The sequence below is a fragment of the Streptomyces sp. BB1-1-1 genome, assembly GCF_031597775.1.
GTDB classification, from domain to species: Bacteria; Actinomycetota; Actinomycetes; order Streptomycetales; family Streptomycetaceae; genus Streptomyces; species Streptomyces thinghirensis.
On sequence record NZ_CP134203.1, the window covers coordinates 2,702,536 to 2,727,495 of the forward strand.

General features: G+C 71.0%; 25 protein-coding genes. 6 read left to right on the forward strand and 19 right to left on the reverse strand.

From position 1 onward, the window contains the following. The 8 genes from RI578_RS12380 to RI578_RS12415 form a co-directional block, all read right to left on the reverse strand. On the reverse strand, positions 1-1,287 hold the full coding sequence (locus RI578_RS12380; RefSeq protein ID WP_310871137.1) for a P450-derived glycosyltransferase activator: 1,287 nt from the start codon (positions 1,285-1,287) through the stop codon (positions 1-3). Positions 1,288-1,348: 61 nt separating this feature from the next. Further along, a complete protein-coding gene (locus RI578_RS12385) occupies positions 1,349-2,122 on the reverse strand; it encodes an SDR family oxidoreductase (RefSeq protein WP_310871138.1) in 774 nt (257 codons plus the stop codon). After that, on the reverse strand, positions 2,115-3,452 hold the full coding sequence (locus RI578_RS12390; RefSeq protein WP_310871139.1) for an activator-dependent family glycosyltransferase: 1,338 nt from the start codon (positions 3,450-3,452) through the stop codon (positions 2,115-2,117). The genes RI578_RS12385 and RI578_RS12390 overlap by 8 nt, the downstream gene beginning before the upstream one ends. Beyond that, a complete protein-coding gene (locus RI578_RS12395; RefSeq protein ID WP_310871140.1) occupies positions 3,452-4,405 on the reverse strand; it encodes an aromatase/cyclase in 954 nt (317 codons plus the stop codon). Before RI578_RS12395 ends, RI578_RS12390 begins: the two co-directional genes overlap by 1 nt. A gap of 31 nt (positions 4,406-4,436) precedes the next feature. Further along, entirely contained in the window at positions 4,437-5,222 is a 786-nt protein-coding gene (locus RI578_RS12400; protein WP_310871141.1) for an SDR family NAD(P)-dependent oxidoreductase, read from the reverse strand. An 8-nt stretch (positions 5,223-5,230) separates the two neighbouring features. Then, positions 5,231-6,451: a ketosynthase chain-length factor gene (locus RI578_RS12405; protein WP_310871142.1), complete on the reverse strand. Its 1,221-nt coding sequence runs from the start codon at positions 6,449-6,451 to the stop codon at positions 5,231-5,233. After that, the gene (locus tag RI578_RS12410) at positions 6,448-7,728 is read right to left on the reverse strand and encodes a beta-ketoacyl-[acyl-carrier-protein] synthase family protein (RefSeq protein WP_310871143.1); all 1,281 of its coding nucleotides are present in this window, start codon (positions 7,726-7,728) and stop codon (positions 6,448-6,450) included. The genes RI578_RS12405 and RI578_RS12410 overlap by 4 nt, the downstream gene beginning before the upstream one ends. Next, positions 7,728-8,078 carry an antibiotic biosynthesis monooxygenase family protein gene (locus RI578_RS12415; protein WP_310871144.1) on the reverse strand — a complete coding sequence of 117 codons (351 nt, stop codon included), beginning with the start codon at positions 8,076-8,078 and terminating at the stop codon, positions 7,728-7,730. Before RI578_RS12415 ends, RI578_RS12410 begins: the two co-directional genes overlap by 1 nt. Positions 8,079-8,307: 229 nt before the next feature. Between RI578_RS12415 and RI578_RS12420 the strand changes: the two genes are divergently transcribed. Next, positions 8,308-8,742, forward strand: coding sequence for an ester cyclase (locus RI578_RS12420; RefSeq protein WP_310871145.1), 435 nt, complete (start codon positions 8,308-8,310; stop codon positions 8,740-8,742). A 43-nt stretch (positions 8,743-8,785) separates the two neighbouring features. Further along, positions 8,786-9,406 carry a DsbA family protein gene (locus RI578_RS12425; protein ID WP_310871146.1) on the forward strand — a complete coding sequence of 207 codons (621 nt, stop codon included), beginning with the start codon at positions 8,786-8,788 and terminating at the stop codon, positions 9,404-9,406. An 84-nt stretch (positions 9,407-9,490) separates the two neighbouring features. Here the strand turns inward: RI578_RS12425 and RI578_RS12430 are convergent, their stop codons facing one another. The 4 genes from RI578_RS12430 to RI578_RS12445 form a co-directional block, all read right to left on the reverse strand. Next, a complete protein-coding gene (locus RI578_RS12430; RefSeq protein ID WP_310871147.1) occupies positions 9,491-10,396 on the reverse strand; it encodes an alpha/beta hydrolase in 906 nt (301 codons plus the stop codon). Positions 10,397-10,463: 67 nt separating this feature from the next. Continuing rightward, entirely contained in the window at positions 10,464-11,543 is a 1,080-nt protein-coding gene (locus RI578_RS12435; protein WP_310871148.1) for a methyltransferase, read from the reverse strand. Beyond that, positions 11,540-12,775, reverse strand: a complete 1,236-nt coding sequence (locus RI578_RS12440; protein WP_310871149.1) for an acyl-CoA dehydrogenase family protein — start codon at positions 12,773-12,775, stop codon at positions 11,540-11,542. Before RI578_RS12440 ends, RI578_RS12435 begins: the two co-directional genes overlap by 4 nt. Further along, positions 12,772-13,542, reverse strand: coding sequence for an NAD-dependent epimerase/dehydratase family protein (locus tag RI578_RS12445; protein ID WP_310871150.1), 771 nt, complete (start codon positions 13,540-13,542; stop codon positions 12,772-12,774). Before RI578_RS12445 ends, RI578_RS12440 begins: the two co-directional genes overlap by 4 nt. A gap of 194 nt (positions 13,543-13,736) precedes the next feature. Between RI578_RS12445 and RI578_RS12450 the strand changes: the two genes are divergently transcribed. Next, positions 13,737-14,855 (forward strand): nucleotide disphospho-sugar-binding domain-containing protein, encoded by a 1,119-nt coding sequence (locus RI578_RS12450; RefSeq protein WP_310871151.1) that lies wholly within the window; start codon positions 13,737-13,739, stop codon positions 14,853-14,855. 52 nt (positions 14,856-14,907) lie between these two features. Here RI578_RS12450 and RI578_RS12455 read toward each other — a convergent pair whose 3' ends face one another. The 4 genes from RI578_RS12455 to RI578_RS12470 all read right to left on the reverse strand — a co-directional run bounded on the left by RI578_RS12455 (position 14,908) and on the right by RI578_RS12470 (position 20,550). Then, a complete protein-coding gene (locus RI578_RS12455) occupies positions 14,908-16,524 on the reverse strand; it encodes an FAD-binding oxidoreductase (RefSeq protein WP_399063084.1) in 1,617 nt (538 codons plus the stop codon). Between the two features lie 45 nt (positions 16,525-16,569). Further along, on the reverse strand, positions 16,570-17,970 hold the full coding sequence (locus tag RI578_RS12460; protein ID WP_310871153.1) for an activator-dependent family glycosyltransferase: 1,401 nt from the start codon (positions 17,968-17,970) through the stop codon (positions 16,570-16,572). A gap of 47 nt (positions 17,971-18,017) precedes the next feature. Then, positions 18,018-19,235, reverse strand: coding sequence for a class I SAM-dependent methyltransferase (locus tag RI578_RS12465; protein ID WP_310871154.1), 1,218 nt, complete (start codon positions 19,233-19,235; stop codon positions 18,018-18,020). Between the two features lie 67 nt (positions 19,236-19,302). Further along, the gene (locus RI578_RS12470; protein ID WP_310871155.1) at positions 19,303-20,550 is read right to left on the reverse strand and encodes an aromatic ring-hydroxylating dioxygenase subunit alpha; all 1,248 of its coding nucleotides are present in this window, start codon (positions 20,548-20,550) and stop codon (positions 19,303-19,305) included. A 220-nt stretch (positions 20,551-20,770) separates the two neighbouring features. On the opposite strand from RI578_RS12470, the gene RI578_RS12475 reads away from it, so the two are divergent. After that, complete coding sequence (locus RI578_RS12475) at positions 20,771-21,490, forward strand: class I SAM-dependent methyltransferase (protein WP_310871156.1); 720 nt, start codon at positions 20,771-20,773, stop codon at positions 21,488-21,490. Between the two features lie 10 nt (positions 21,491-21,500). Here the strand turns inward: RI578_RS12475 and RI578_RS12480 are convergent, their stop codons facing one another. The 3 genes from RI578_RS12480 to RI578_RS12490 form a co-directional block, all read right to left on the reverse strand. Further along, positions 21,501-21,758 carry an acyl carrier protein gene (locus RI578_RS12480; RefSeq protein ID WP_310871157.1) on the reverse strand — a complete coding sequence of 86 codons (258 nt, stop codon included), beginning with the start codon at positions 21,756-21,758 and terminating at the stop codon, positions 21,501-21,503. Between the two features lie 56 nt (positions 21,759-21,814). Further along, positions 21,815-22,732, reverse strand: a complete 918-nt coding sequence (locus RI578_RS12485) for an NAD(P)-dependent oxidoreductase (protein ID WP_310871158.1) — start codon at positions 22,730-22,732, stop codon at positions 21,815-21,817. A 69-nt stretch (positions 22,733-22,801) separates the two neighbouring features. Then, positions 22,802-23,239 carry a nuclear transport factor 2 family protein gene (locus RI578_RS12490; protein ID WP_310875749.1) on the reverse strand — a complete coding sequence of 146 codons (438 nt, stop codon included), beginning with the start codon at positions 23,237-23,239 and terminating at the stop codon, positions 22,802-22,804. Between the two features lie 192 nt (positions 23,240-23,431). On the opposite strand from RI578_RS12490, the gene RI578_RS12495 reads away from it, so the two are divergent. Together RI578_RS12495 and RI578_RS12500 are read left to right on the forward strand one after the other, a co-directional pair. After that, a complete protein-coding gene (locus RI578_RS12495) occupies positions 23,432-24,211 on the forward strand; it encodes a cyclase family protein (protein ID WP_310875750.1) in 780 nt (259 codons plus the stop codon). Between the two features lie 36 nt (positions 24,212-24,247). Beyond that, positions 24,248-24,958: a class I SAM-dependent methyltransferase gene (locus RI578_RS12500; RefSeq protein ID WP_310871159.1), complete on the forward strand. Its 711-nt coding sequence runs from the start codon at positions 24,248-24,250 to the stop codon at positions 24,956-24,958. Positions 24,959-24,960 lie beyond the last annotated feature (2 nt).

Consider the following 24,960-nt stretch of genomic DNA (forward strand, 5'->3'; position numbering starts at 1 on the left):
TCAGCGAGCCAGCGGCAGCTCCAGGACGGCTCCGGTGACCCCCGACCGCAAACGCCTCAGTACGGGACCGGTGCGCCGTGCACCGGGCGCCTCGGCCGTCAGGAGGCGGAGCCCGGACTCGGCCTGGAGCCGCACCAGCGGGGCGAGAAGCGACGTGGGCAGGCCCGCGGAGAACGCCAGGTGCCGTCCCCCGCGTTCCGTCGCCGGATCGAAGACCGCCGGCTCGGCGTGGACGGCCGGGTCCCGGCCGGCCGCCTCCAGGGCCACCACGACCTGGCTGCCGGCCGGGACCACGGTCCCGGCCAGTTCGAGCTCCTCGCGCGCGTACAGAGGTACGAGCCGGACGGGAGGGGCGTACCGCAGCGTCTCGTCGACCACCGCCGGCGCGAGGCCGGGGTTCTCGCACAGGGCCCGCCACGTCCCGGGGTGGTCGAGCAGGGCCACCACCGCGTCGCAGAACAGGGTCGCTGAGAGCTCGGACCCGACGAGGGCCAGCAGCGTGCACACCGACCGCACCTCGTCCTCGTGCGTCGCCGTGAGCAGGGCGCTCACGAGATCGTCCCCCGGCTTCGCACGCCGTTGCCCGATCAGGTCGGTGAGCAGGGACCGCATGCCCTCGACCGCGGTGATCAGGTCGTGTGCCGTCCGCAGATGCGGCGAACACACCATGGCGTCCAGCGCGCCCGCCCCACCCCGGCACAGCGTGGCGAAGCGGTCGCCGTCCTCCTCCGGTACGCCGAGGATCTCCCGCACCAGGTCGGCGGCGAAGACGTCCGCGACGTCGGTCCGCAGGTCGAACTCGTCACCCGCGGCGGTCAGGGCACGGCGCAGCGCCCCTTCGGCCGCCGGCCGCCACCGTTCCAGGGCCTTCACGCCGAGCAGTGGTTCGAGCAGTTCGCGCACGCGCTCGCAGTCCGCCCGGCCGGCGGTCAGGAACATCGCGTCGAAGGGCAGGATCTCGCGCAGTGCGGGCACCTCCCAGGGCATCGGCTCCCGCTGCTCCCCCTCGCCGTCCGAGGCGGGTACGTCCGCGTCGGGGTGACGGAAGCTCAGCCGGGGGTCGTCGAGCGCCGCCGCCGCGACCTCGTGACGGCCCGTCACCCACGCCTCGGCGCTGCTCCAGTACAGAGAGCCCCGTTCCCTGATCAGTTCGCCGAGCCGGTGCGGATCGTCGTCGGCGGCCCGCAGCAGCAGCGCGTACGGATCGTCCTTCGTGCCGATGATCCACTGAACGCCGCGGTGCGTGAGCAGCACACGGCCCAACTCGCTCTCGGTCATGCTCGCCATGAACTCAACTCCGCTTCTCCGGGGCCTTTTGCGGTCGGGTTCCGATGTCGGTCGTGCCAGGTCAGGTCAGGGAGAGGCCGCCGTCGACCGGCAGTACGGCGCCGGTCAGGTAGTGGGCGTCCGGCCGGGTCAGCATCGTGATCCACCAGGCGATCTCCTCGGGGGTGCCGACACGTCCCTGGGGGGTCAGTCCGCCGACGTGGTGGAGCATGCCGTCGTAACTCTCGGGCGACATCCCCGCCCGCCGCGCGAACCCGGAGTCGACCAGCCCGGGGGCCACGCCGACGACCCGGATGCCGCGCGGTGCGAGTTCGAGCGCCCACGTTCGGGTCAGGAAGTCGAGCGCGGCCTTGGCGGCGCCGTACACGCTGTTGCCCGCCCACGCGCGCGATCCGCGCGCGCCGGACGAGCTGACGTTCACCACGGTGCCGCCGCCATCGGCGGCGAGGGCGTCGAGTGCGCTGCGCACGAGCAGTACGGGCACCGCGAGGTTCGTGCCGAGTTGGGCGGCCACCTGCTGCGGATCGACGTCGGCGAGGGCGCGGTGGCCCAGCACCGCCGCATTGTTCACCAGGACGTCGATCCCACCGAGCTCGCGCAGGGCGGTGTCCACGACCTTCTGTGGCGCGTCGGCCTCGGTGAGGTCGACGGCGAGCGTCCGAACGGCGTCGTAACCCTCCGCGGTGTCGGCCAGGTCGGTGGCCGTGCGGCCCACGACCAGGACGGCCGCGCCCTGGTCGGCGAAGGCGCGTGCGGTGGCCCGGCCTATACCGGAACCGCCTCCGGTCACCACGACCGATCGCGGGGAAGGAGGGAGGGAGGCTGTGTCAGGCATCGAACCTCGCAGGGTCGTCGTGTCCCGGGGCGGTGTGGCGCCGGTGTTCCGCGGTGAGCGACTCCAGAACCGGGACGATGTCCCGGGGAGCCGGGGTGGCGAGCGTCTCCCGACGCAGCCGGTCGGCTCCGGCCGCGAACGACGGCTCGGTCAGCAGCCTGGTGAGTGCGTCGCGCAGGGCGTCGGCGGTGAGCGTCTCCGCGTCCAGGCGCAGGCCGGCACCGGAGCGTTCCACCAGGTCGGCGCGGATGCCGTTGTCCCACATGGCGCCGGGCACCAGGATCTGCGGGACTCCGTGCAGAAAGGCGGCGTGGACCGTGCCGGAACCGCCATGGCTGATGATGGCCGAGCAGCTCGGCAGCAGCTCGTCCATCGGAACGAAGTCGACGGCGCGGACATTGGCGGGAAGGCCGCTGACCTCCCGGAGCTGGCGGGCGTTGAGGGTGGCGACCACCTCGACGTCCAGTCCGGCCACCGCGTCGATCAACTCACCGATGGACGCCTGGTCCCCGCCCATCACTTCGCGGTGCGACACACCGAGCGTCAGGCACACCCGGGGACGCTTCGGTACCTCCCGCAGCCACGGAGGGACGCTGCCCCGGCCGTTGTAGGCGACGCAGCGGACGGGGACGTACGGCAGGCCGGCCGGGAGCCGCAGGGACGACGGCACCGGGTCGATGGTCCACTGACCGGTCACCAGTTCCTCGGAGAAGGTGCCGTCGTAGCGCTCCATCACCCAGCCGAGCCACTCCCTCATGGGGTCCTCGCGCAGCGCGGGCGGCCGGTTGTCCACCTCCGCCAGATAGCTCTCGCGCATACGGCCGACCAGGTCCAGACCGAACATCAGCCGGGCGTGTGCCGCGCCGGTGACCCGGGCGGCGACGGCCCCGGCGAACGTCAGCGGGTCCCAGACCACCAGGTCGGGCCGCCAGCCGCGGGCGAATTCCACCAGATCCTCGATCATCTCGGCCGACGAGTAGTTCTGGAAGACCGCCGAGGTCATCGCGGTGAACACGCCGTGCATGTGGTCGTACGTCAGCTTCTCCGGGCGCAGTTCGTCCATCGCGAGCAGCAGCTGGGCGTCCGGGGTGTCGTCGTCGTACGTCTCGCGCGAGGCGTCCTCGCGGTCCCGCAGTTCCTCCATCACCTGGTCCTCGTTGAGCTCCCGGCCGACCGGGACCGCGGTGAGGCCGGTGCGGGCCACCACGTCCGCGAGGTCGGGGTGGCTGGCCACGCGGACGTCGTGCCCGGCGGCCCTCAGCGCCCAGGCGAGCGCGACCTGGGCGTGCACGTGGTTGCGGGCGCCGAAGGTGGTGAACAGGACGCGCATCAGCGTTCCCGGACCGCTCGCTCCGCGTACTCCTTGGCGAGCAGCATCGTCGCGGTGCTGTTGCGGCCGAGCGCGTCGCGGACGAAGTCGCGCGCGTCCTGGACCGTGGCGCCCTCGCCGAGGACCGGGACGACCGCGTCGGGGTTCAGTACGACGGCGTGCGTCGAGGTCACGGTGCACCCCGACGGACTCTTCTCGATCCGCCAGCGGCCGTTGTGGACGGTCATCAGCGGTGGCGTACGCAGCTGCTTGTAGACGATGCTCCCCGTCGGGAAGCAGACCCGTACCGACTTCGTCGTGTGGACCGCGCCGTTCGGGGTGAGCGTGTCCATCTCCAGCAGTTGCAGGTTGGGGGTGCTCTCCTCGAGCCCGACCCGGTTCACGTGCGGCAGCCGCTTCTCCCACTGCCCCGCGTCGTAGAGGAAGTCGTAGACCTCGGCCGGGTCGCCGGCCACTTCCACCACATCGTCGAACCGCAACGACAGTGCGCCGCCACCGGCCCCGGCAGCCTGTTCCGCGGCCCTCTTCAGAGCGCCCAGTTCCGCGTCGGTGTTGCGGTCGATGGCCCGGGTGATCCAGTCCACGCCCTCCGGATCGTCGTCGACGGCCCGGAAGTCGTGGGTGAGCCGGACCAGGGTCCGGGAGCCCGGCTGCGGTTCGACGATCCATTCGCCGCCCATCGCGGCGACGGGCGGCTGGGACACCTCCTGGTGGAAGGAGACCCGCAGCCCCGCGGGGTCCAGGACGCGGCGCGAGGTCCAGGTCTTGACGGAGTCGTTGGCGGTCGCCCAGATCCGGATGCGCTCCTCGTCGGCAGTCCGCTCCAGGACTTCCACGTGCACGGTCGGGGGAAAGATCCGTGGCCACGCGTCGACGTCCGCGATCAGGGCGAAGACGGTGGGCGCGGGCGCCTGCACGGTGATCCGGTGCTCGGCTCGGTGAACGTTCGTCATGTTGCGGTCTCCTGGTCCTCGCGCGGGGCCCTCAGTAGTTGCCCAGTCCGCCGCAGACGTTGATCGCCTGCGCCGTGACGGGGGCGGCCTGGTCGGTGACGAGGTAGCCGACCAGGCCGGCGACCTCCTCCGGGGTGGTGTACCTGCCGAGCGGGATCTTCGCCTCGAACCGCTCAAGGACCGCCTCTTCGGTGGTGTCCCAGACCGCGGCGTATCCCTTGCGCACCCGCTGGGCCATCGGCGTTTCCACATAGCCGGGGCAGACCGCGTTCACCGTGACCCCGGTCTTGGCCAGTTCCAGGCCCAGTGCCTTGGTGAAGCCGATGACGCCGTGCTTGGACGCGGAGTAGGGGGCACCCAGCACCACGCCCTGCTTGCCGCCGGTCGAGGCGATGTTGATGATCCTGCCCGTGCCCTGCTCGAGCATCCGGCCCGTGGTGAGCACCTCGCGGGTGACCCTGAGGACGCTGTTGAGGTTGGTGTCGACGACGTCGAGCCAGAGCTCGTCGGTGATCTGCGCGGTGGGGCCTCCGCCGCTGCGGCCCGCGTTGTTCACCAGGACGTCCACGGGGCCGTACCGGTCCACGGCGGCGCGGACGAAGGCGCCGACCTGTTCGGTGGAGCGCACGTCACCCGCTTGTCCCGCGACTTCGTACCCCTTGTCGCGGAGCCGCTCGACGGTGAGTTCGACGTTCTCGGCGTCGCGGGCACAGATGAACACCCGCCGTCCGAGCTCGCACAGCAGCGTCGTGACGGCGAGCCCGATGCCACTGGTGGCACCGGTGACCACGGCGCACCGGTCGTCTTGGGTGGGCATGTCTCTCCTTATCGTTGTCGGGTCACGACCGCGGCCGCGTTGAAGCCGCCCTGGCCCCTGGCCAGCACGAGCGCGGCGGCCAACGGGGCGACGCGGGGGGTGCGGACGAGATCGATCCCGTACTCGGGAACCGGTTGCCGCACGTTCGCCGTGGGCGGGATCACGCCATGGCGGATGGCCAGCACGGCCGTCGCCACGTCCAGGGCCGCGCCCCCGGCACCGAGCCGTCCGGTCATGCTCTTGGGCGCCGACACGGGTACGCCGTGCGCGCCGAACACCGCACGGATGGCGTCCGCCTCGGCGCGGTCGAGTTCGGGGACGCCCGCGGCGTCGGCGAACACCACGTCGATGTCCCCGGGGCACAGTCCGGCGTCGGCGAGGGCGAGCTCGGCGGCGCGCCGCAGGTTGGACGGCCGGCCCGACCCGGGCGGCGGATCGAATGCGGACGCGTATCCGGCGATCTCCCCGTACCAGGACCCGACACCACGGGCGCGTGCCGACTCGGGTGACTCCAGGACGAACAGCGCACCGCCCTCTCCCGGTACGTATCCGGAGGCGTCCGTGTCGAAGGGCAGGTACGCCCGCTCGGGGTCGTCCACGGTGCTGATCCGGCCGCTCGCGAGCTGCGCGACCCAGCCCCAGGGCGACAACGAGCCGTCGACGCCGCCCGCGATCACCATCCGAGCGTCGTCGCGCAGCTGTCGCCGGGCCTTCGCCAGGGCGTCCAGCCCGCCTGCCTGCTCGGTCACGACCACACCGCCCGGACCGCGCAGTCCGTGGCGGATGGAGATCTGCCCGGTGTTGACCGCGTAGAACCAGGCGAAGGACTGGTAGGCGCTGACGTGCTCCGGGCCCTTGCTCCAGAGGTTGTGCAGTTCACGGTGGCCGAACGCGAAGCCGCCGGCCGAGCTGGCGGTGACGACGCCGATGTCGTACTCCGGCAGTGCGCGGGGATCCACCCCGGCGTCCTCGATCGCCCATTCGGCGGCCACCAGCGCCAGCCGGGTCATGTGGTCGGTCTGCGGAATCAGCCGGCTGGGGATGCCGTGTTCCTGAGCGTCGAAACCCGGGATCTCACCGGCCAGCCGGCTGGGGTAGCGCTCCGGGTCGAAGCAGCCGACGGGGCCGATCGCGGCCTGCCCGGCGAGGGTACTGCTCCAGTGCGAGGCCGTGCCCAGACCTGTCGGCGCGAGCACGCCCATACCGGTGATCACGGCCGCGGACGTCATGACGCCGCCCCTTCCGGGCCGCGCAGCACCATCGCGCTCTGGAAACCTCCGAAGCCGCTGCCCACGGTGAGCACCGCGTCCACGCGCTGCTCGCGTGCCGTCAGCGGCACGTAGTCCAGGTCACACTCGGGGTCGGGCTCGTGCAGGTTGGCGGTGGGCGGGATGACGTTGTGCTCGATGGTGAGCGCGCAGGCCGCGATCTCCAGCGAGCCGATCGCGCCCAGGGAGTGACCGATCATCGACTTGATGCCGCTGACGGGCACCCGGTGGGCGTCCTCGCCGAGGGCCTTCTTGAAGGCCGCCGTCTCGTGGCGGTCGTTCTGCACGGTGCCCGAGCCGTGCGCGTTGACGTAGTCGAGGTCCTGCGGGGCGACAGCGGCCCGCCGCATGGCGACGCGGATGGCCTCGGCCATCTCCCGGCCGTCCGGGCGCAGCCCGGTCATGTGGAAGGCGTTGGAGCGGGAGGCGAACCCACTGATCTCGGCGTACACATGAGCGTCCCGCCGCCTGGCGTGCTCCAGCTCCTCCAGGACGAAGACGGCGGCGCCCTCGCCCAGGACGAACCCGTTCCTGGTGCGGTCGAAGGGCCGCGAGGCGCGCCCGGGTTCGTCGTTGCGCGGCGTGGTCGCCTTGATCGCGTCGAAGCAGGCCACGGTGATCGGCGAGATCGGGGCGTCGGTGGCGCCGGCCACCATCACATCCGCCGAGCCCTCCCGGATCAACTCCACCGCGTGCCCGACCGAGTCGAGTCCGGAGGTGCAGCCGGTCGAGATCAGCGACACGGGGCCCTCGGCACCGACGTCGCGGGCGACCTCGGCGGCGATCGAGCTCGGAACGAAGTAGTCGAAGAGGTGCCGCCCGGCGTAGGAGTCGTCCACGTGCCAGTGGCGCCCGCCGTCGCTGACGACGGAGTACTCGTCCTCCAGGCTCATGGTGCAGCCCACGGCGCTGCCGATGGCGACACCGGAACGCGCGGGGTCCAGTTCGGCCAGTTCCAGCCCACTGTCGGCGACGCTCTCCCGGGCGCTCACCACGGCGAACTGCGCGGCACGGTCCATCCGCCGGGCCTGCTGCGGGGTCAGTCCCTCCCGCAGCGGGTCGAAGTCGACCTCGGCGGCGACCTGCGAGCGGTAGGACGTGGGGTCGAAGAAGCTGATCCTCCGGGTGGCGGTGCGTCCGGCGGTCAACGCGTCCCAGAAGGGCTTGCGCCCCACTGCGTCGGGAGCGACGACACCGATGCCGGTGATGGCGACACGGCGCCCCGTGCGGGTGGCCATCAGCGGTCCTCCGTCGCCGCCCACTCCCCCGACACGTGCTGCCGGGGGACGTACAAGCCGGGCTCACTGGCGCTCAGTCGCCGTACCGCCGAGGCGTGTTGCCGGAAGGAGGGGTCGCCCACCGCTGCCCGGAAGGCGTGCGCGTCGCGCCAGTGCGCGATGTTGACCCAACGATCCGGGTCCTCGGCGTGCTGGTGCAGGACGTACCGCAGGAAGCCGTCCCGGCCGGCCAGGTATCGTCCGGTCTCCGCGAAGGCCTTCTCGAACTCCTCGGGCGAGGCGTGCACGGTGAACCTGTTGATGAAGGTGACCACCCCGCTCCCGGTGGGATCAAGGTCATTCGGTTGCATCTCATCGCCTCTTCTCACGTGCGACGTCGGGCTTTGACGCTGTGGCGTCGTCCAACGTGGGCGTCGCCTCTCGCAGCCCGCTCAACAGCCCCTGGACTCGGGGGCGTCCATGGCCCGGCGGGGGGTCGAGCAGCCGTGGACCGGCGGGTCGAGCGAGGGTCGACCCGCTGCCGATCGTGGTGTTGGGATGCTCGTCGGTGACGAGCACACCGAGATCCGGAGGCACGCGATGAGTCAGAACGTCGAAGCCGTACGGCGGATGATCAAGGCGTACAACACGGGCACGACCGACGACGCCCACGAGTTCATCCACCCGGAGTATCTGAATCCGGCCACTATCGAGCACGGGATCGGTGAGGGGCCCGAGGCGTTCGCGATGGCGGTAGCCTGGGTGCGGATGACCTTCTCCGAGGACGCGTACCTCGAGGAGGTCAAGGTCGAGGAGCGGGGGGACTGGGCACGGGCGTACCTGGTCCTCTACGGCCGTCAGGTCGGCCCGATGGTGGGCTTCGCACCGACCGGCCGCCGCTTCGCCGGGGAACAGATCCATCTGCTGCGGATCGTCGACGGCAAGATCAGGGACCACCGGGACTGGCCGGAGTATCAGAGCACCTACCGCCAGCTCGGTGAGCCGTGGCCCGAGCCGGGCGGTTGGCGCCCCTAGACCGAGACGCCACTGGACCGAGACTGTGCGAGGAGCCGATCCGATGACCGAACAGCGGAGCGTCGACTTCTGGTTCGACCCCGTCTGCCCGTACACGTGGATCGCCTCACGGTGGCTGGTGGAGGTCACCAAGGTGCGACCGGTGACCGTCCACTGGCGGGTGATGAGTCTTTCGGTGCTCAACGAGCACCGGGACGACAACCCTGAGGGCGAGTGGGAGGACTACATGTGGGCGCCGGTGCGCGTGTGTGCCGCAGTGGAGGAGCGGTTCGGCCGGCGAGCGCTCGGTGAGCTCTTCACGGCGATGGGCACTCGCTTCCACCTTCAGGGCGACTGGGGGAACCTCACGGCGGCCCTGGCGGACGCCGGACTCCCCGAGGAGCTCGCGGACGTCGCCGAGTCCACCGTCTACGACGAGGCGATCCGCTCCTCGCACGCTCAGGCCGTCGCCTTGGCCGGCGGCGACATCGGCACCCCGGTGATCTCGCTCGCCGCGCCCGGCGGCGAGCGGGTCGGTTTCTTCGGGCCGGTGGTCTCCCCCGCTCCCACCGGGGAGACGGCAGGCCGGCTGTGGGACGGCTTTCTCCTCATGGCCACGGTTCCGGGCTTCTTCGAGATCAAGCGCACCCGGAGCGGGGAGCCCCGGTTCGAGATGGCCGACTGAGGCGGCGCGTCCGACGGCGGGGCGCACGCAGGCCGCCGGAGCGGGTGAACCGGCGCCGGCCGGTTCACCCGCTCCGGCGCACCGTCACCCGTGCCCGTGCCCGTGCCCGAGCACGTGCCCGAGCACGGCCTCGGCGAGCGGCCGGTGCACAGAGGTCGGCAGCGCGTGCCCCATTCCCTCGATCTCCACCAGGTCCGAGCCCGGGATCAGGTCGGCGAGGTGGCGACCGTGCGGCGGCGGGGCGATCGGGTCCTGCGTCGCCTGGATCACCTGGGTGCGGACGTGGACGTCGCGCAGCTCGGAGGCGCGCTCGCGGGGCGGTGGCCGCACCGCGTAGTGCGCCTGCGGCTCACGGAGGGAGCCCGAGTGATCGATGGCCTGCCGTTCCCACCGCCGGAAGTCCGCCTCGCCGAAGGGGGTCTCGTCCCCCGAGAACAGCTTCCACCGGCGCACCCGCCGGTCCAGTTCCGCTTCCACGCCGTCCACGTCCTCGTTCATGACGGCAAGCGCCTCCAGGAACCGTTCCTGCGGCAGCGGAAGCCCGTCGGCCGAGGGCTCTTTCGCGAAGGCGCGGCGGATGTTGCCGGGGAAGTCGACGTCGAGCGCTCCGCTCAGCATCATCGACATGCTCAGCATCCGCTGCGGGTGGTCCAGCGCGATCAGCTGGCACAGGACGGCACCCATCGACATCCCCACGAAGTGGGCCTGTTCGATCTCCCATCCGTCGAGCACCGCGACGGCGTCGGCGGCCAGCTGGAGGTATCCGTACGGGCGCTCCGCCACGTCCCAGCCGGTGGAGCGCCCCACCCCCCAGTGGTCGTAGCGGATCACGTGCAGGCCGCCGGCGGCGAGCCGTTCGACGAACTCGGTCGGCCAGCTCATCGCCGTCAGGTTCCCGCCCGCCACCAGAAGCAGTGCGGGGTCCGCGCGGTCTCCGAAGTCCTCGCTCCACAGCTCCACGTCCTTGGACGTGACGACACGTTGTGCCACTGGCGCATTCCTCTCAGTCCAGGAACCCTCGGTTCCGTTGGTCGTCGGTCGTGTTGCGCGGACGGGCTCAGCGCGGCGCCAGCTCCCAGAGGCAGGAGTCCAGCGGCACGTTGGGCGATACCAGGGGCCCGGTCTTGGAGACGATGTCGAGACCCGCCGCGTCGGCCAGGTCAGCCCACTCGCGGTCGGTGCGGACCCGGCCGCCGAGGAACACCAGCATGCGCATGTCCAACACGCTGAAGTACAGGTCGGACGTCCGCGTCCCGCCGGGCGGTGCCTCCGCCCTCTCCAGCAGGACGATCCGGCCGCCGGGTCGCAAGGCCGCACGGCAGCGCCCCAGGATTCGCAGCGCGTCTGTGTCCGACCAGTTGAGGAGGACGAACGACAGCACCACGACATCGGCGGACACCGGCAGCTCGTCGAAGAAGTCGCCACTGACGATGTCGATACGGCCGTCCATTCCGGCCGCCACGATGCGCTCGCGCGCCCGGGCCGCCGCCCCGGGCAGGTCCAGCAGGGTGCCACGTGTCTCGGGCGCCGCCCGCAGGATGGCGCTGAGCAGACCGCCCGGCGCGCCGCCGACGTCGAGCACGTGCCGCGCCCGGCTCCAGTCGTACGCGGCGACGGGAGCGGCGAAGGCCGCGTCCTCCCGGGTCGTCATCAAGGTGTCGAACGAGGCGCCGAGTTCGTCGTCCGCCGACAGGTCGCTCCAGAACGGTGCGCCGTAGCGGGCCTCGTACTGCGGCGACCCGGTGCGCACCGCCTCGCGCAGATCGAGGAACGTCAGGTCCGCTCGTCCGACGGCCTGGTCCAGGTCGAGCCAGGAACGCTGGCGTGACGGGTCGTCGTCGGCGAGCAGGTCCCCGATGCGGGTCGGGAGGTAGCGGCCGGGCCCGGACTCCTCCAGGACGCCGGCTGCCGCCAGGTGCCGCATCAGCCGCGCCAACGCGTCGGCGTCCGCTCCGGTGGCTCCGGCGAGCGCCTCCGGGCTCGTGACGCCCGCGCGCAGGTGGTCGACCAGCCGCAGCGTCGCCGCGACCCGCAGCGCCATCGGAGTCACCAGGTTCGACATCCGGACCAGGGCGTCGACGGGCCGTTCGGCCCCGCCGGATCCGCTTCCGGCCGTGCCGCCGTCCGTGCCGCTCACGACGCGCCGCCTTCCCCGTCCGTACCGAGCGCGTACGCGCTCAGGTGGTCGACGGCGTCGGCGTAGGTGAAGGGCTGCATGAACCAGCCCGCGCGTACGTCGCGGTAGTGACGGGACAGTGGGTGGTGGGCAGTGAACGATGCCCCGCCCACCAGGGTCATGCAGTCCTCGACGATGCTCGCCGCGGTGCGGTTGACGATGAGCTTCGCGTACTGGAAGGGAGCCATCATCAGCCGGCCGCGTTCGCCGGGATCGTCCGTTGTCCGGTGAGCGTAGTGGTCGGTGCTGGTCAGTGCCGCCGCGAGCGCCGTGCGAAGGGTGTACAGCTTCACGTCGAGTTCGGCCACGAGGGTACGGACCGCTGCCGCCGGCTGCCCGCCGCGCCGGGCGATGCCCGCGACGGTGAAGTCGCGCGCCGCCTGTGCGATGCCGGCGTACACGCCGAGCAGTCCGATGGAGCTGACGGTCTGGCCCGCCATCGCGGCGTCGTTGCGGACGCCGACCGGGCCCCGCAGGAAGACGTCGGCCGCTGGGACGGGACAGTCCTGGAAGAGGACCTCGGTGCTGGCGGAGGCCCGCATCCCCATGCCGTTCCAGTTGTCCGGAGCCTTCAGACCGAGGGCGTCGGCGGGCAGGAAGGCGGAGGCGAGCAGCGGGCGGCCGGAGGTGGGACGGGTCTGTGCCGCGACGACGAAGTGCGTGGCGAACGGGGCCATGCTGACCAGGATCTTCCGCCCCACCAGCCGCCAGCCGCCGTCGGCCGCGGGGACCAGTTCGGTCGTGACTCCGGCGTCCTTCAGTGCGCCACTGATCAGTGCCTTCTCCGTGCCCATCAGCCGCAGCAGCCGCTCGGCCAGGGCGCGCCCCGTGTCGCTGCCGTGCTCGCGCTCGTACGACATGGTGATCCCGCGGCTGAACTGCATGTGCAGCGACAGCGCGACGGACGCGTCGGCCTCGGCGATTCGTTTCACGGCGAGGCACACGTCGTGGAGGCTGCGCACGCCCAGTCCGCCGAACTCACGCGGCACGGTCGCGCCGAGTACGCCGTCGGCGGCCAGGCGCTGAAACGCGGCGAGCGGGAAGGTGCCGTCGCGGTCGTGTCCGGTGGCGGCGGACGCCATGCCCGGCAGGTGTCTGCCCAGTATCTCCAGCAGTGCGTGGCCCTCGGGCGTGAGCGGTCCGGCGAGGGTTCCCGCCGATGCCCGGCCCGTGCTGTCGGCCTGTTCCGTCATGGATTTCCTGTCCCTTCCGTCCGGACGGCGTCCACGGTGCGCGCCGCCGCCAGATACCGGTCGATGGCGGTCCGGTGATAACCCGGTCCGAAGCCCAGCCGGTCGACCTCGGGAATCAGCCGACGCAGTTTCCGCACCGAGGGGCAGTGCTCGATGCTGTTGTCGGTGACCTGCCACTGGGCCGAGACACCGAGCCTGTGTTCGAGGTGCCGCACAATGGTGGTGACCTCCACGCAGTCCCCGGAGGCGACGTTCACGGTCTCGTCGCACACCCCGGTACGCAGGAGGGCGTCCACGACGGTGACGAAGTCGGACACGTGGAGCATGTCCCGGCGCGCCCCGCGCTGGACACGCACACGGCCGGCCAGCACCTGGGTGAGGAGAGCGGCGAGAAGGCGGAAGCCGGGTTCGTCCGGGCCCAGCACATAGCCGAGCCGCAGGATGAGGTGACGCGCCCCGGAGGCTTTGATCATCCGTTCGAGGTCCAGCTTGTGCTGGCCGTAGCGGGTGGAGGCGACCGGTGGGCCGCTCTCGTCGCCCGGGCCGCCGGGTCCGCCGTACATGCTGACGGTGGAGAAGAACACGAGCATGCGGTCGCGCCTCAGGCAGTGCTGGATCGTGTCGTCGACGAGCCTGGTCTCACGCTGGTGTTCGGTGTCGGGCAGCGGGTGGGTGGGCACGCCCGCTGCCAGCACCGTCGTTCCGGAGTGCTCGGTCGAGAGCGGTGCGAGATGGCGTGCGAGGAACCCGTTCCCGATGATCTCCATCTGACAAGGCAGTCCTTCGGCTCGCTGGGGGCACCGACCTTCGCAGCCAGGTGTCGAGGGACGCTCGAAAGTGCTCGGACACCTGGGCGAGGCCCGGTCGGGAAGCCGGTACAACAAGGCTCCGCGCACCTTCAAGGACGCGGGTGGAAGGTGGCCTCACCCACCCCATCTCTCTTGTGACGCGAGGAGTTCCCATGCGCGTTCTGTTCGTCAGCTCCCCGGGGCTGGGGCACATCTTCCCCACCGTGCCCCTGGCGCACGCGCTGACCGCGGCGGGCCACGACGTGCTCTACGCCCAGGGCGGTGACGTCGACTCGGTGGCCGCCGCGGGCGTCAACGTCATCGATGTGACCCCCGGACTCGACTACGCGACGGTGTTCCGGCCCGAGGAGATCGACTTCAGCGTCGACGGCGGGGACGAGTTCGTCGCCGCGCTCTTCGCGAAGGTCTCGGGCGTCACCGTCGACCGGGTGGTGGAGGTCGCCCGCACCTGGTCCGCGGATCTGATCGTCCACTCACCTCTGCAGGGTGCCGGCCCGCTGGCGGCGGGAGCGCTCGCGGTGCCCGCCGTGTCCGTGGTCACGGGCCCGGCCGACAGCGCGCCGCGTATCGACGGGCTGCTGCGCGACCACATGAAGGAGCACTACCTGCGGCACGAGGTCCCGCCGGAGCCGATGCCCGGTTTCCGACTCAACTCGATGCCGCGGAGCCTGCTGGAGCTGCTTCCGGAACAGGTGCGTGGGGCCGACGACGTACCGATGCGCTATGTGCCCTTCAACGGCAACGGCGAGTTGCCCGGCTGGCTGCTGGAGCCGCCGCGGCGGCCGAGAATCGCCGTCACCCTGGGCTCGATCGCCGGTCTCTGGGGCGGCCTGGCCGTGCTGGCGCCGCTCGTCGCCGCGGCGGCGGACACGGACGCGGAGTTCGTCGTCACGCTCGGCGGCGGTGACCCCGCGCTGCTGGGTGAACTGCCCCCCAATGTGCGGACGGTGGACTGGCTCTCCCTCGCACCGCTCCTGACGACCTGCCGCGGGCTGATCCACCACGGTGGGTCGGGCACCTCGGCGGTGGCGATGGCCCTCGGTGTCCCGCAGTGCGTGATGCCGCTCAGCCCTGACCAGAAGGACAACGAGCGCGCCGTCGTCGAGCGGGGCATCGCGATCGGGGCGACGGCCGAGACCGTCGGCACGGCGGAGTTCCGGGGTCTGCTGGAGAACGAGGAACTGCGCCGGGCCGCGGCCGAGGTACGCGACGAGGCGGCGGCGATGCCGTCTCCCGCCGCGCTGGTCAGGCGGCTGGAGTCCCTGGTGTGAGGGAGCTCCCTGGTGTGAGGGAGCGAGGCCGGCGGGCCGCCCGCGCCTGGTGTCAGCGGCCCGGCGGCCGGACGGACATGGCGTGGCTGAACACGTTCGCGGGGTCCCACCGCGCCTTGACCCGCTGGAGCCTCGGGTAGTTGTCCCGGTAGTAGAGGGTGTGCCACGGCACTCCGGACTTGTTCCACCGGGGGTCGGTCAGGTCGGCGTCGGGATAGTTGATGTAGGCCCCGCCATTGGCCGCGTCGGGTACCGGGACGCCGCCCGTGTCCGCGTAGACGTCCCGGTACAGGTCGCGCACCCAGGCCAGTTGCGCGTCGCCGGAGACGCCGGGCCACCACGAGGTCTCGTACGTCGCGCTGAACAGGCAGTCGCGGTGCGGGATCGCGGTCGCCGACGCCGGGACCGTGTTGATCCGTCCGCCGAGAGTGGAGAGGTACACGGCCGACGCCTGGTGGTCGTCCCCGCCCTGGGTCAGGTAGCGATGGAGAGTCCGTATCTGCGCTTCCGTCCAGGCGGTGCGCAGGAGCCCGGCCTTGGACTTGAAGGGGTATCGGCCCCCGGCGTACGGGTCCACGGTCAGCGTGGACTTCATCCACAGTGCGGTCGACTCCTCGGTGTCGTGACGCACCCCGGTGTCCGCCGTGACAGCCGCGACGTACTCGTCGAGCAGCTTCTTGCCGTGCGGCAGGGATCCGTCCACGTTGGCCACGAGGGTGAACCGTCCGGTCGCCCGGTGGTTGAGGATGAGCCAGCTGCTGAGCGGTGCGTAGCGGGAGTCGGTGCCGGACTCCTTCTCGTGCCAGACGCCGTGGTTGCGCAGGATCCTGACGAACGCGGACTCGGTCATGTCCGCCCATGACCAGCCGATGGTGACGGAGCGTATCGTCGCCGGGGGGCGGGGCAGCAGGCTGGTGGGATCACCGCCGCGCGCGCCGGGTGAGCGCATGAGGTAGCGGGTGACGATGCCGAAGTTCCCGCCGCCACCGCCGGTGTGGGCCCACCACAGGTCGTGGTGGGGGTCGGCGGGGTCGCGGGTGGCCAGCACCGTGCGGGCCCGCCCGCGCCGGTCGGCGACGACCACCTCGACGCCGTGGAGGTGGTCCGCGACCAAGCCGTGGTGACGGGACAGCCCGCCGTATCCGCCGCCCGCGAAGTGTCCGCCGACGCCGACGCCGGGACACGCGCCGGCCGGTACAGTGACGCCCCAGCCCAGGTAGAGGGTGCGGTACACGTCACCGAGCGTCGCGCCCGACTCGATGGCGAAGGCGCGGTGCGCCGGGTCGTAGCCGATGGACTTCAACTCGGACACGTCGACGACGACCTGTACCGCCGGGTCGTCGACGAAGTTCTCGAAGCAGTGTCCGCCGCTGCGGGCGACGATCCGTCTGCCCGTCCGCAGAGCGTCGTTCACCGCGGCGACCACGTGGTCGGCGCGGTGGACGAGGCGGATGGACTCCGGACGGCCGGAGAAGCGACCGTTGTAGCCTCTGGCGTTCAGCTCGGCGTAGCGCGGGTCGTCCGGCCCCAGGTCGGTGGCCGGGGGCGCCGGAAGACAGCCGGCGGCCCCGGTTTCCGCCGCCCCGGCCGTACCGGCACCGGTAAGTGCCATGGCACCGCCGGCCGCGGCGCCGCCCGCGAGAAATCCACGGCGCGAGAAATCCTTCACTGCCACTCCCCGTATCGTTGTCGGTCACCCGGTCCGTCCGGGTGGTCAGGTCTGAAGGGGCTCCGGCCCGGCGCCGCGCCGATCGGCCGCCGCCAGTTCTTCGAGGACCGGCACGACGGCGCTGGGCGCGGGCATGTCCTTCGCCTCCCGGCGCAGTGCGGTGGCGGCGTCGGCGAAGGAGCGGTCACCGAGCAGCCGCCTGAGCATGCCGCGCAGCATCCCGGCATCGGCCCGCTCCGGTTCCGCGACCCGCAGCCCGGCACCGCGCTCCTGGAGGAGGCGTGCCTTGTGGTCGGTGTCCCACACCCCGTCGGGGAGGATCAGCTGGGGGACTCCGCAACTCAGCGCGGTGTTGAAGGTGCCCGCACCGCCGTGGTGGATCACCGCCGAGCAGCTGGGCAGCAAGGTCTCCAGCGGGACGAAGTCCACCACACGGACGTTGTCGGGCACCTCGGTGACGGACGCGAGCTGGGCCTTGTTCAGGGTGGCCACGACCTCGACGTCCTCTCCGGCCACGGCCGCGAGCACCTCGCCCAGCGGCACCCGGTCAGCGCCGAGCAGCTCACGGTGCGAGACCCCGAGGGTCAGGCAGACCCGCTTGCGCTTCGGTGGTTCGCGGAGCCAGCCGGGGAGGACGGAGCTGCCGTTGTGGGTCACGATCCGCATCGGTACGCGGTCCACCCCGACGGGGAAGCGCAAGGACGGCGGCAGCGGGTCGATGGTGCGTTGCCCGACGACGAGGTCCTCGCCGAACTCGCCGCCGTACCGCCGCATGGTCCAGCCCAGCCACTCCTCCATCGGATCCTCCCGCTGTCCCGGGGGCAGCCGGCGCACCGCGTCGAGGTAGGACTCCCGCATCCGGCCGATCAGGTCCAGGCCGAACAGGAGCCGGACGTGGGCCGCACCGCTGGCCCGCGCCGCGACGGGGCCGGCGAAGGTGAGCGGGTCCCAGACCACCAGGTCGGGCTGCCACCAACGGGCGTGGCGCACCAGGTCGTCGACCATGGCCGGCGCGGAGTACTGCTGGAAGACATGGGTGGTCATCGCCGTGAAGACGCCGTGCATGTGGGCGTACGACAGTTTCTCCGGGCGGATCTCGGTCATGTCCGTCCAGTACTCGAAACGCTCGGCCAGGGCGCGGTGGTCGTCGCCGGTCTCGTCCCAGGCTCCGGAGTCCTGCGCCGCGGGTTCACCGGCCCCTTGGTCCACACCGGCGTCACCGGGTCCGCCCGGCCCGTCGTGCGTCTCGTACGACTCCATCTGTGCCATCAGGTCGAGCGCGGCACCGGCCGACACGGCGGTCAGCCCGGTGCCCTTGATGTCGTCGGCGAGGTCGGGCTGGCCGGCCATCTGGACCTCGTGGCCGGCTGCCCGAAGCGCCCACGCCAGCGGGACCTGCGCGAACAGGTGGGACTTCGCGGTGTGTGTGGTGAACAGAACCCTCATCGGGCACCTTCCTCGGCCGGCGTGGTCGGAGCGGGAGAGCGGTGTCCTCACACCACCCGGATGTCCGGGACGTAGAGGATCCATTTGCCACCCGAGGCCCGGAACTGCTGTTCCTTGGCGATGATCTCGTCGGCGTGGTTCCAGGCGAAGAGCACGGCGTAGTCGGGATAGGGGTTCTCGAACTCCTCCCGCGGCCGCACCGGTATGTGCGAGCCCGGCGTCAGCCGCCCCTGCTTGTTGGGGGTGGTGTCGGAGATGAACGAGACGAGGTCGGGCCCGATGCCGCAGTAGTTGGCCACGGTGGCGCTCTTGGCCGTGGCCCCGTATCCGACGACCGTACGGCCGTCGGCCCGCAGTTTGCGGAGCAGAGCGACCAGTTCGTCGCGGGCCCGCTCCACCCGGCCGACGAACCCCCTGAGGCTCCGCAGGTCCGACAACCCGCGCTCCCTTTCACGGCGCAGCAACGCCTCGACTGCGGGCGAGGGGGTGCGCCGTCCCGCTCGGGCGATGGTGTAGCGGACCTCGCCGCCGTGAACGGGCAGCCGTTCCGCGTCGACCAGTTCGAAGCCGAACCGCTTGGCCATGGCGCTCACGGAGGAGACGGAGAAGAAGTAGTAGTGCTCGTCGTAGATCTGGTCGAAGGCGGCGAGGTCGACGATGTCGGCGAGGTAGGGGTCCTCGAAGACGAACACTCCGTCCGGCGCGAGCAACGCGTCCACTCCCCGGAAGATCGAGTCCAGGTAGGGAATGTGGCAGATCGTGTTGGCCGCGAAGACGACCTGCGCGTGCCCCTCGGCCTTGCGGATCTCGTCCGCCGTCGACTCCTGGAAGAACTCGGTGATGACCCGTACGCCCTGACGGCGTGCCAGGTCGGCCACGCTCTGCGACGGTTCGACGCCCAGGTGCCGCACCCCGGCCTCGGCCGCGGTACGGAGCATGACGCCGTCGTTGCAGCCCAGCTCGACGAGGAAGGCGTCCTTCCCGTTGAGCTCGGTCTCCAGGAAGTGCTGTGCGGTCCTCTCGAAGTGCCGGCGCATGACGGAGGACCCGGACGACAGATACGGATAGTGGCCGTTGAACATCAGGTGGCGCGGCACTTCCTCGGTGAGCTGCACCATGGTGCAGTCCTCGCAGACGCCGACCGCCAGCCGGAAGAAGAACTCGTCGCCGAGGTACTCGGGCTCCAGGAGTCCACTGGAGAGCGGCTGCTGACCGAAGTCCATGAACTCGTGCAGCCGACCGCCGCAGATCCGACAACTGAGCATGGTGGAAGCCCTCTCCCTCGAGTGATGGTGTGACGATCGTTCTGGCGTGCGGCTGCGGCCGACGGGCTCACAGATCCCCGGGCCAGTCGTCGTCGTCGCGCAGCAGGGCCCTGGCCAGGCTCTGGTAGAAAGCGACGACGCCGGGTTCCTTGGGGCTCAGGTGGCCGCGGCCGGCGAAGCGTGACCCCACCGCCCGCTGCACGGCCTCCAGGCCGTGCCGGTCCTCACTGTTGATCATGCCCGCGTACGACTCGGCCTGCCGGCGCATCTCGTCGAGGTCGGCACCATCCAGCGCGGCACGCGGCACGAGGATCCCGCCGCGGACGAGTGTCCGGTCGATCGTCTGCGGGATGAGGCTGAGCCAGATGACCATCTCGCCGGCCGCGGCCAGGCTCGCCGCGGGGAAGACGAAGAAGCCGTACAGATGGGCCTTCTCCTCGGCGGTCAGCGGCAGGACGTAGGCGTCCTGCGGCTTGGAGAACCGGATGAGCAGACGCAGCGCCCAGGGAGAGTCGACCCGCACGTCCGTGTCGGACCCGCCGGGCGTCGACGGCCCGAGGGTCTCCGGGTGGAATCCCAGCACGTGGTAGTTCTCGTGAGCGTTCTCGACCGCGACCTTCCAGTTGCAGGCCCACTCCTCGCTCCAGGACCCGAGCTGCGCCATGTCGTCGAGCCGGTAGTTGGCCAGGTCGTCGGAGATACGGCTCAGTCGGGGAGCGAGGGGGGCGGCGGCCGCGTCGAGATTCACGTACACGAACCCGTGCCACTCCTCCACCGCGAAGGCCGGCAGCCGACAGCTTCGGGGGTCGAAGTCGGGGTTCTTGCGCATATGGGTCGCGCCGATGAGCCGACCGTCGAGTCCGTACCGCCACAGGTGGTACGGGCAGGTGAAGGATTCGGCGCTGCCGGCGGCGCCGGATTCGACGAGCGGCATCATCCGGTGCCGGCAGATCGGTGACATGCCGTGCAGCACACCGTCGGCGTCACGGGTGACCACCACCTGCTCGCCCGCGATGTCGAGCGAGACGTAGCTGTTCGGCTCGGCGAGGTCGTCACGGTGGGCGACGAGCACCCAGGAGCGCCCGAACACCCGGGTGCGTTCCAGCTCGTACAGCTCGGGTGAGGTGAACGCGCGTGGCGGGAGGCTGAGCTGGGGCGCCAGTTCCAGGTAGCGGCGCAGTTCGTCCAGTAGTGCGGCGACCTCGCCGGACGGCGACCCGGTGTGCTCACCACCGCGGCTGCCGTTGACCGCGCCGTCGTGACCGTCGCGCGCCGCGCCCGGGCTCGTCTCGCCGGAGGTCCGGCCTGTACTCACGTCTGCGCTCACGGTGGGACTCCAACCTGTGCCGCGGGTACCTGGTGTCCCGACCGTGGCAAACCGGATTCGAACCCCGCTCGACAGCGCACTCGGTCGCCACGACGGGCCCCGGAGCCCCACACGTCCAGCCGGTCTCCGGCATTCTTCTAGCAGGCCGCCCGACGATCGGTGCTTCCGGTCCCCTGCCCCTGTCGAGCCCGCAACGAAGGAGGTCGTCGTGTACGGAGCCGAACTCGCCGAGATCTACGAGCTGATCCATCGCGGCCGCGGCAAGGACTATCTCCGGGAGGCGGCGGAGGTGGAGCGACAGGTGCGCAAGCGCAGGCCGGGTGCCGCCACCCTGCTCGACGTCGCCTGCGGCACCGGAGCGCATCTGCGCTGCTTCGACGAGCTGTTCGACGAGGTGGCCGGACTGGAGCTGTCCGAGCCGATGGCCCGGTTCGCACAGGTGGCGCTTCCGCACGTGCCCGTCCATGTGGGCGACATGCGGGACTTCGACCTCGACCGCACGTACGACGTCATCACCTGCATGTTCGGCTCGATCGGCTACCTGCTGACGGAGTCCGCCCTGACCGGCGCGCTGCGCCGGTTCGCACGGCACCTGACGCCCGGCGGGGTGCTGGCTGTCGACCCGTGGTGGTTCCCCGAGACGTACCGGCAAGGTCATGTCGCCGGTAGCACGGTGACGGTCGGGGAGCGGACCGTGTCGCGGGTCTCCCATTCCGTACGGGAGGGAGCGGCGTCCCGGATGAACGTGCACTACCTGGTCGCAGACGGCGCCTCGGGGGTACGGCACTTCCACGAGACGCACCTGATCGGCCTGTTCTCCCAGGAGCAGTACGAGGCGGGGTTCGCGGCCGCCGGTTTCGACGTCGACTACGTCCCCGTCGAGCCCGCCGGCCGCGGCCTCTTCGTCGGCGTCCGGCCCGCCGACTGACCCGGCGGGTTCAGGGCCGTCGGGTCAGTTGCTCGTTGGCCTGGTCGAGGAATTCGTTCAGCGTCCGGATCCGGCTTTCCGCGTCCGGCATGCCGATCGAGTACTTCCGCTCGACCTGGCTGATCGCCTCCAGCAGGGCGAGTGAGTCGTACCCCAGGGCGTTCAGTTCGACCTCACCGACGTCCTCGCTCTGCAGATCGACCCCCTCCGCCTCGCCGGCGCACTGGCGGAATATCTCGACCAGCACCGGCAGGGTGAGCTCGCTCATCACACACACCTCTCTGCTTGCAGGGAAGGAATCGCGCGCCACCGGGCGACGGGGACTCAGCCCGCCGCCTCCCACATGTCGCGCAGGGAGTCGCGCAGAGCGATGGCCGGACGCCAGCCCAGCACCCGTTCCGCGTGACGGATGTCGGCCTTCGTCCAGCCGCCGCCCTTGCTCTCCACCGGGCCGCCGGCCTCCTTGATCGTCTCGGGCGGGAATCCGGCCGCCTCGACCAGCGTCATCACCAGCTCCCGCATCGTCGGTGCCTCACCGCGTCCGATGTTGAACACCGTGCCGGGGGCCACCCCGTCCGCGGCCCGCAGGACCGCCGTGGCGACGTCGCGTACGTCGACGTAGTCGCGCGCGGCGTCCGCGATCGTCAGTTCCAGCCGCTCCCCCGGCGTCACCCCGCGCAACCGGTGCAGCACAGCGCCCAGGAAGCTCGCTTCCGACGGGTGGGGCCCGCAGACATTGACGGCGCGCAGCACGACCGCGTCGACGTCCCCGGCGCGGGCCGCCTCCAGTACGGCCTGCGAGCCGGCCAGTTTGGTACGGGCGTACGGCGTACGAGGATCCGGCGCCCACGACTCGTCGATGCTGGTGCCGGGCGGCACGAAACCGTACTCGTGGATGCTGCCGACGTGGACCACGCGCGGGCGTGCGGGCAGCGCCGCGACCGCGGCGAGCACTCTGTCCACCAGCCGCACATGGGCGTGGTGCATGGCCTCCTCGGTCACCGCCCAGCCGCCGGTGGCGTTCACCACGACCTCCACCTTGCGCGAGGCGAGGAGTTCGGTGATCTCCGCCGGATCCGCCGATGCCACGTCCAGCGGGACGAAGGGATGGCCGGCGGCGTGCGGCGCAGAAGACCGGGCGACGCCGAGGACCTCGCGGCCCTCGCGCGAGAACACAGCGCTCACCTGTCGTCCGATGCCGCCGGTCGCGCCCAGCACGGCGACCGTACCGGTCCGGCTCATGTCACCCGGGACCACCACACGACCCCCTCCTCGTTGCCCTCGATCGGCCTGTCTCTTCCCCGCTCCGGGTCACGGGTGTCGGTCGTCACGCGTGACCCGGCGTTCACGCACCTTCAGTTCGCCGTCCACCCGCACCAGCACGTCGTCGCACACGCACATCAGATGGAGCCGAGGACTGCCGCCCCGGGGCGTGGCGATGATCTGTGCGTACGAGCGGACGCTCAGCTCGCCGTCCTGGCGCGGCTCGACCGACACCATGCTGAGCAGGTGCCGGTGCACCTCACCGGCCTCGGCCAGTGCCGCGGCGGCCTTGTTGACCCCCGTGGCCAGCGCGTGCCGGCCCACGACGGGTTCCGGCAGCGAGGGCGGCGCGAACGAGCCGTCCTCGGTGAAGGTCAGCGCCCATCCCTCGCCGTCCCCGGCGTCCAGCAGATGCATGTGGTGGGCGTAGAACTGCTGCACTTCGGCATAGACGGCCTCGACCGACGACGACTTGCCCGTGGTCACTGCCACCGCGTCCTCCTCAGGCTGGTCCCGTTCGGGTCCGAACAGGGGGTACCTGCGCACGATTCCCGACACCGTTCGACATCGGCTCGACCGCGACGCACGGGAGCCGAGCGAGGTTTGAGCGCTTCTCCGTTCGTACGGAGCAGGATCTGGCTCGTCGGCGCAGCGGTGAGTACCGGAGTGGAGGCCCGTGTGCGGTTGATCGACCTGTCATCGGCAGTGGATGCCACGGCCTACGAACCGGACCCCGTGGTCCACGAGGTACTGACGCCCCGCCAGGGGGCGGAGCACATGAGCTCGGAGATGCGCAAGCACTTCGGGATCGAGTTCGACCCTGACGAGCTGCCCGACGGGGAGTTCCTGTCGCTCGACCGGATCACCCTGACCACACACACCGGTACGCACGTCGACGCTCCCTCGCACTACGGCTCCCGGGCCGGGTACGGCGACGGCACCCCGAAACACATCGACCGGATGCCGCTGGAGTGGTTCTGCAACCCGGGCTTCGTGGTCGACCTCACCGACGCGCCGACCGGTGTCGTCGGCGCGGAGCGGCTGGAGAAGGAGTTCGAGCGGATCGGCCGTACGCCGATGCCGCTGGACATCGTCCTGTTGCGCACCGGTGCCTCGGCGCGGGCGGGCACACGGGAGTACTTCACCGAGTTCGCCGGGCTGGACGGTGCGGCCGTGCACCTGCTTCTGGACCTGGGGGTGCGGGTGATCGGGACGGATGCGTTCAGCCTGGACGCGCCGTTCACCGACATCATCGAGCGGTACCGGCGCACGGGTGATCGTTCGGTGCTGTGGCCGGCCCACTTCGCCGGCCGGGACCGGGAGTACTGCCAGGTGGAGCGCCTGGCGAACCTCGACGCCCTGCCCGCGCCGTACGGGTTCACCGTCGTGTGCTTCCCCGTGAAGATCGCGGGCGCGGGTGCGGGCTGGACCAGGGCGGTCGCCATGGTCGACGAGTGACCGAGGGCCCCACGACCGACCTCGACAGGAGAGCGGATGTACGGACAGGAGTTGGCGGAGGTCTACGAGATCTTCTACCGCAGCCGGGGCAAGGACTGGCCGGCGGAGGCCGCCTACGTCACCGAACTGGTGCGGACACGGTGTCCGGAGGCGGAGTCCCTGCTCGACGTGGCGTGTGGCACCGGCGCGCACCTGGAGACGTTCGGAACGCGGTTCAAGCACACCGAGGGCTTGGAGATCGCGGAGCCCATGCGGGAGCTGGCGCATCAGCGACTGCCGGAGGTGACCGTGCACCCCGGCGACATGCGCGCCTTCGACCTCGGCCGCACCTTCGACGCGGTCGCGTGCATGTTCTGCGCCATCGGTTATCTGGGCACGGTGTCCGACATGCGGGACGCGGTGCGGTCGATGGCTCGCCATCTGCGCCCGGGGGGTGTGCTCGTCATCGAACCGTGGTGGTTCCCCGAGAACCATATCGAGGGCTATGTCGCCGGCGACCTCGGTCGGGAGAACGGCCGTACGGTGGCCCGGATCTCGCACTCGACCCTCCAGGGCCGCGCGACACGGATGGAAGTGCGTTTCCTGGTCGGCGACCGCGACGGCATCCGGGAGTTCACCGAAGTCGACGTGCTCACCCTCTTCACCAAGGACGAGTACCTCACGGCGTTCACCGACGCGGGGTGCACCGTCGAGTACCTCCCCGGCGATCCGACCGGCCGCGGTCTGTTCGTAGGCGTACGGCAGTGAGC

What these genes read in the sequence shown, in the direction of transcription:
- RI578_RS12380 (WP_310871137.1), bottom strand. Translation starts at nt 1,287, where the DNA reads ATGGCGAGCATGACCGAGAGCGAGTTGGGCCGTGTGCTGCTCACGCAC.
- RI578_RS12385 (WP_310871138.1), bottom strand. Translation starts at nt 2,122, where the DNA reads ATGCCTGACACAGCCTCCCTCCCTCCTTCCCCGCGATCGGTCGTGGTG.
- RI578_RS12390 (WP_310871139.1), bottom strand. Translation starts at nt 3,452, where the DNA reads ATGCGCGTCCTGTTCACCACCTTCGGCGCCCGCAACCACGTGCACGCC.
- RI578_RS12395 (WP_310871140.1), bottom strand. Translation starts at nt 4,405, where the DNA reads ATGACGAACGTTCACCGAGCCGAGCACCGGATCACCGTGCAGGCGCCC.
- RI578_RS12400 (WP_310871141.1), bottom strand. Translation starts at nt 5,222, where the DNA reads ATGCCCACCCAAGACGACCGGTGCGCCGTGGTCACCGGTGCCACCAGT.
- RI578_RS12405 (WP_310871142.1), bottom strand. Translation starts at nt 6,451, where the DNA reads ATGACGTCCGCGGCCGTGATCACCGGTATGGGCGTGCTCGCGCCGACA.
- RI578_RS12410 (WP_310871143.1), bottom strand. Translation starts at nt 7,728, where the DNA reads ATGGCCACCCGCACGGGGCGCCGTGTCGCCATCACCGGCATCGGTGTC.
- RI578_RS12415 (WP_310871144.1), bottom strand. Translation starts at nt 8,078, where the DNA reads ATGCAACCGAATGACCTTGATCCCACCGGGAGCGGGGTGGTCACCTTC.
- RI578_RS12420 (WP_310871145.1), top strand. Translation starts at nt 8,308, where the DNA reads ATGAGTCAGAACGTCGAAGCCGTACGGCGGATGATCAAGGCGTACAAC.
- RI578_RS12425 (WP_310871146.1), top strand. Translation starts at nt 8,786, where the DNA reads ATGACCGAACAGCGGAGCGTCGACTTCTGGTTCGACCCCGTCTGCCCG.
- RI578_RS12440 (WP_310871149.1), bottom strand. Translation starts at nt 12,775, where the DNA reads ATGACGGAACAGGCCGACAGCACGGGCCGGGCATCGGCGGGAACCCTC.
- RI578_RS12445 (WP_310871150.1), bottom strand. Translation starts at nt 13,542, where the DNA reads ATGGAGATCATCGGGAACGGGTTCCTCGCACGCCATCTCGCACCGCTC.
- RI578_RS12450 (WP_310871151.1), top strand. Translation starts at nt 13,737, where the DNA reads ATGCGCGTTCTGTTCGTCAGCTCCCCGGGGCTGGGGCACATCTTCCCC.
- RI578_RS12460 (WP_310871153.1), bottom strand. Translation starts at nt 17,970, where the DNA reads ATGAGGGTTCTGTTCACCACACACACCGCGAAGTCCCACCTGTTCGCG.
- RI578_RS12465 (WP_310871154.1), bottom strand. Translation starts at nt 19,235, where the DNA reads ATGCTCAGTTGTCGGATCTGCGGCGGTCGGCTGCACGAGTTCATGGAC.
- RI578_RS12480 (WP_310871157.1), bottom strand. Translation starts at nt 21,758, where the DNA reads ATGAGCGAGCTCACCCTGCCGGTGCTGGTCGAGATATTCCGCCAGTGC.
- RI578_RS12485 (WP_310871158.1), bottom strand. Translation starts at nt 22,732, where the DNA reads ATGAGCCGGACCGGTACGGTCGCCGTGCTGGGCGCGACCGGCGGCATC.
- RI578_RS12500 (WP_310871159.1), top strand. Translation starts at nt 24,248, where the DNA reads ATGTACGGACAGGAGTTGGCGGAGGTCTACGAGATCTTCTACCGCAGC.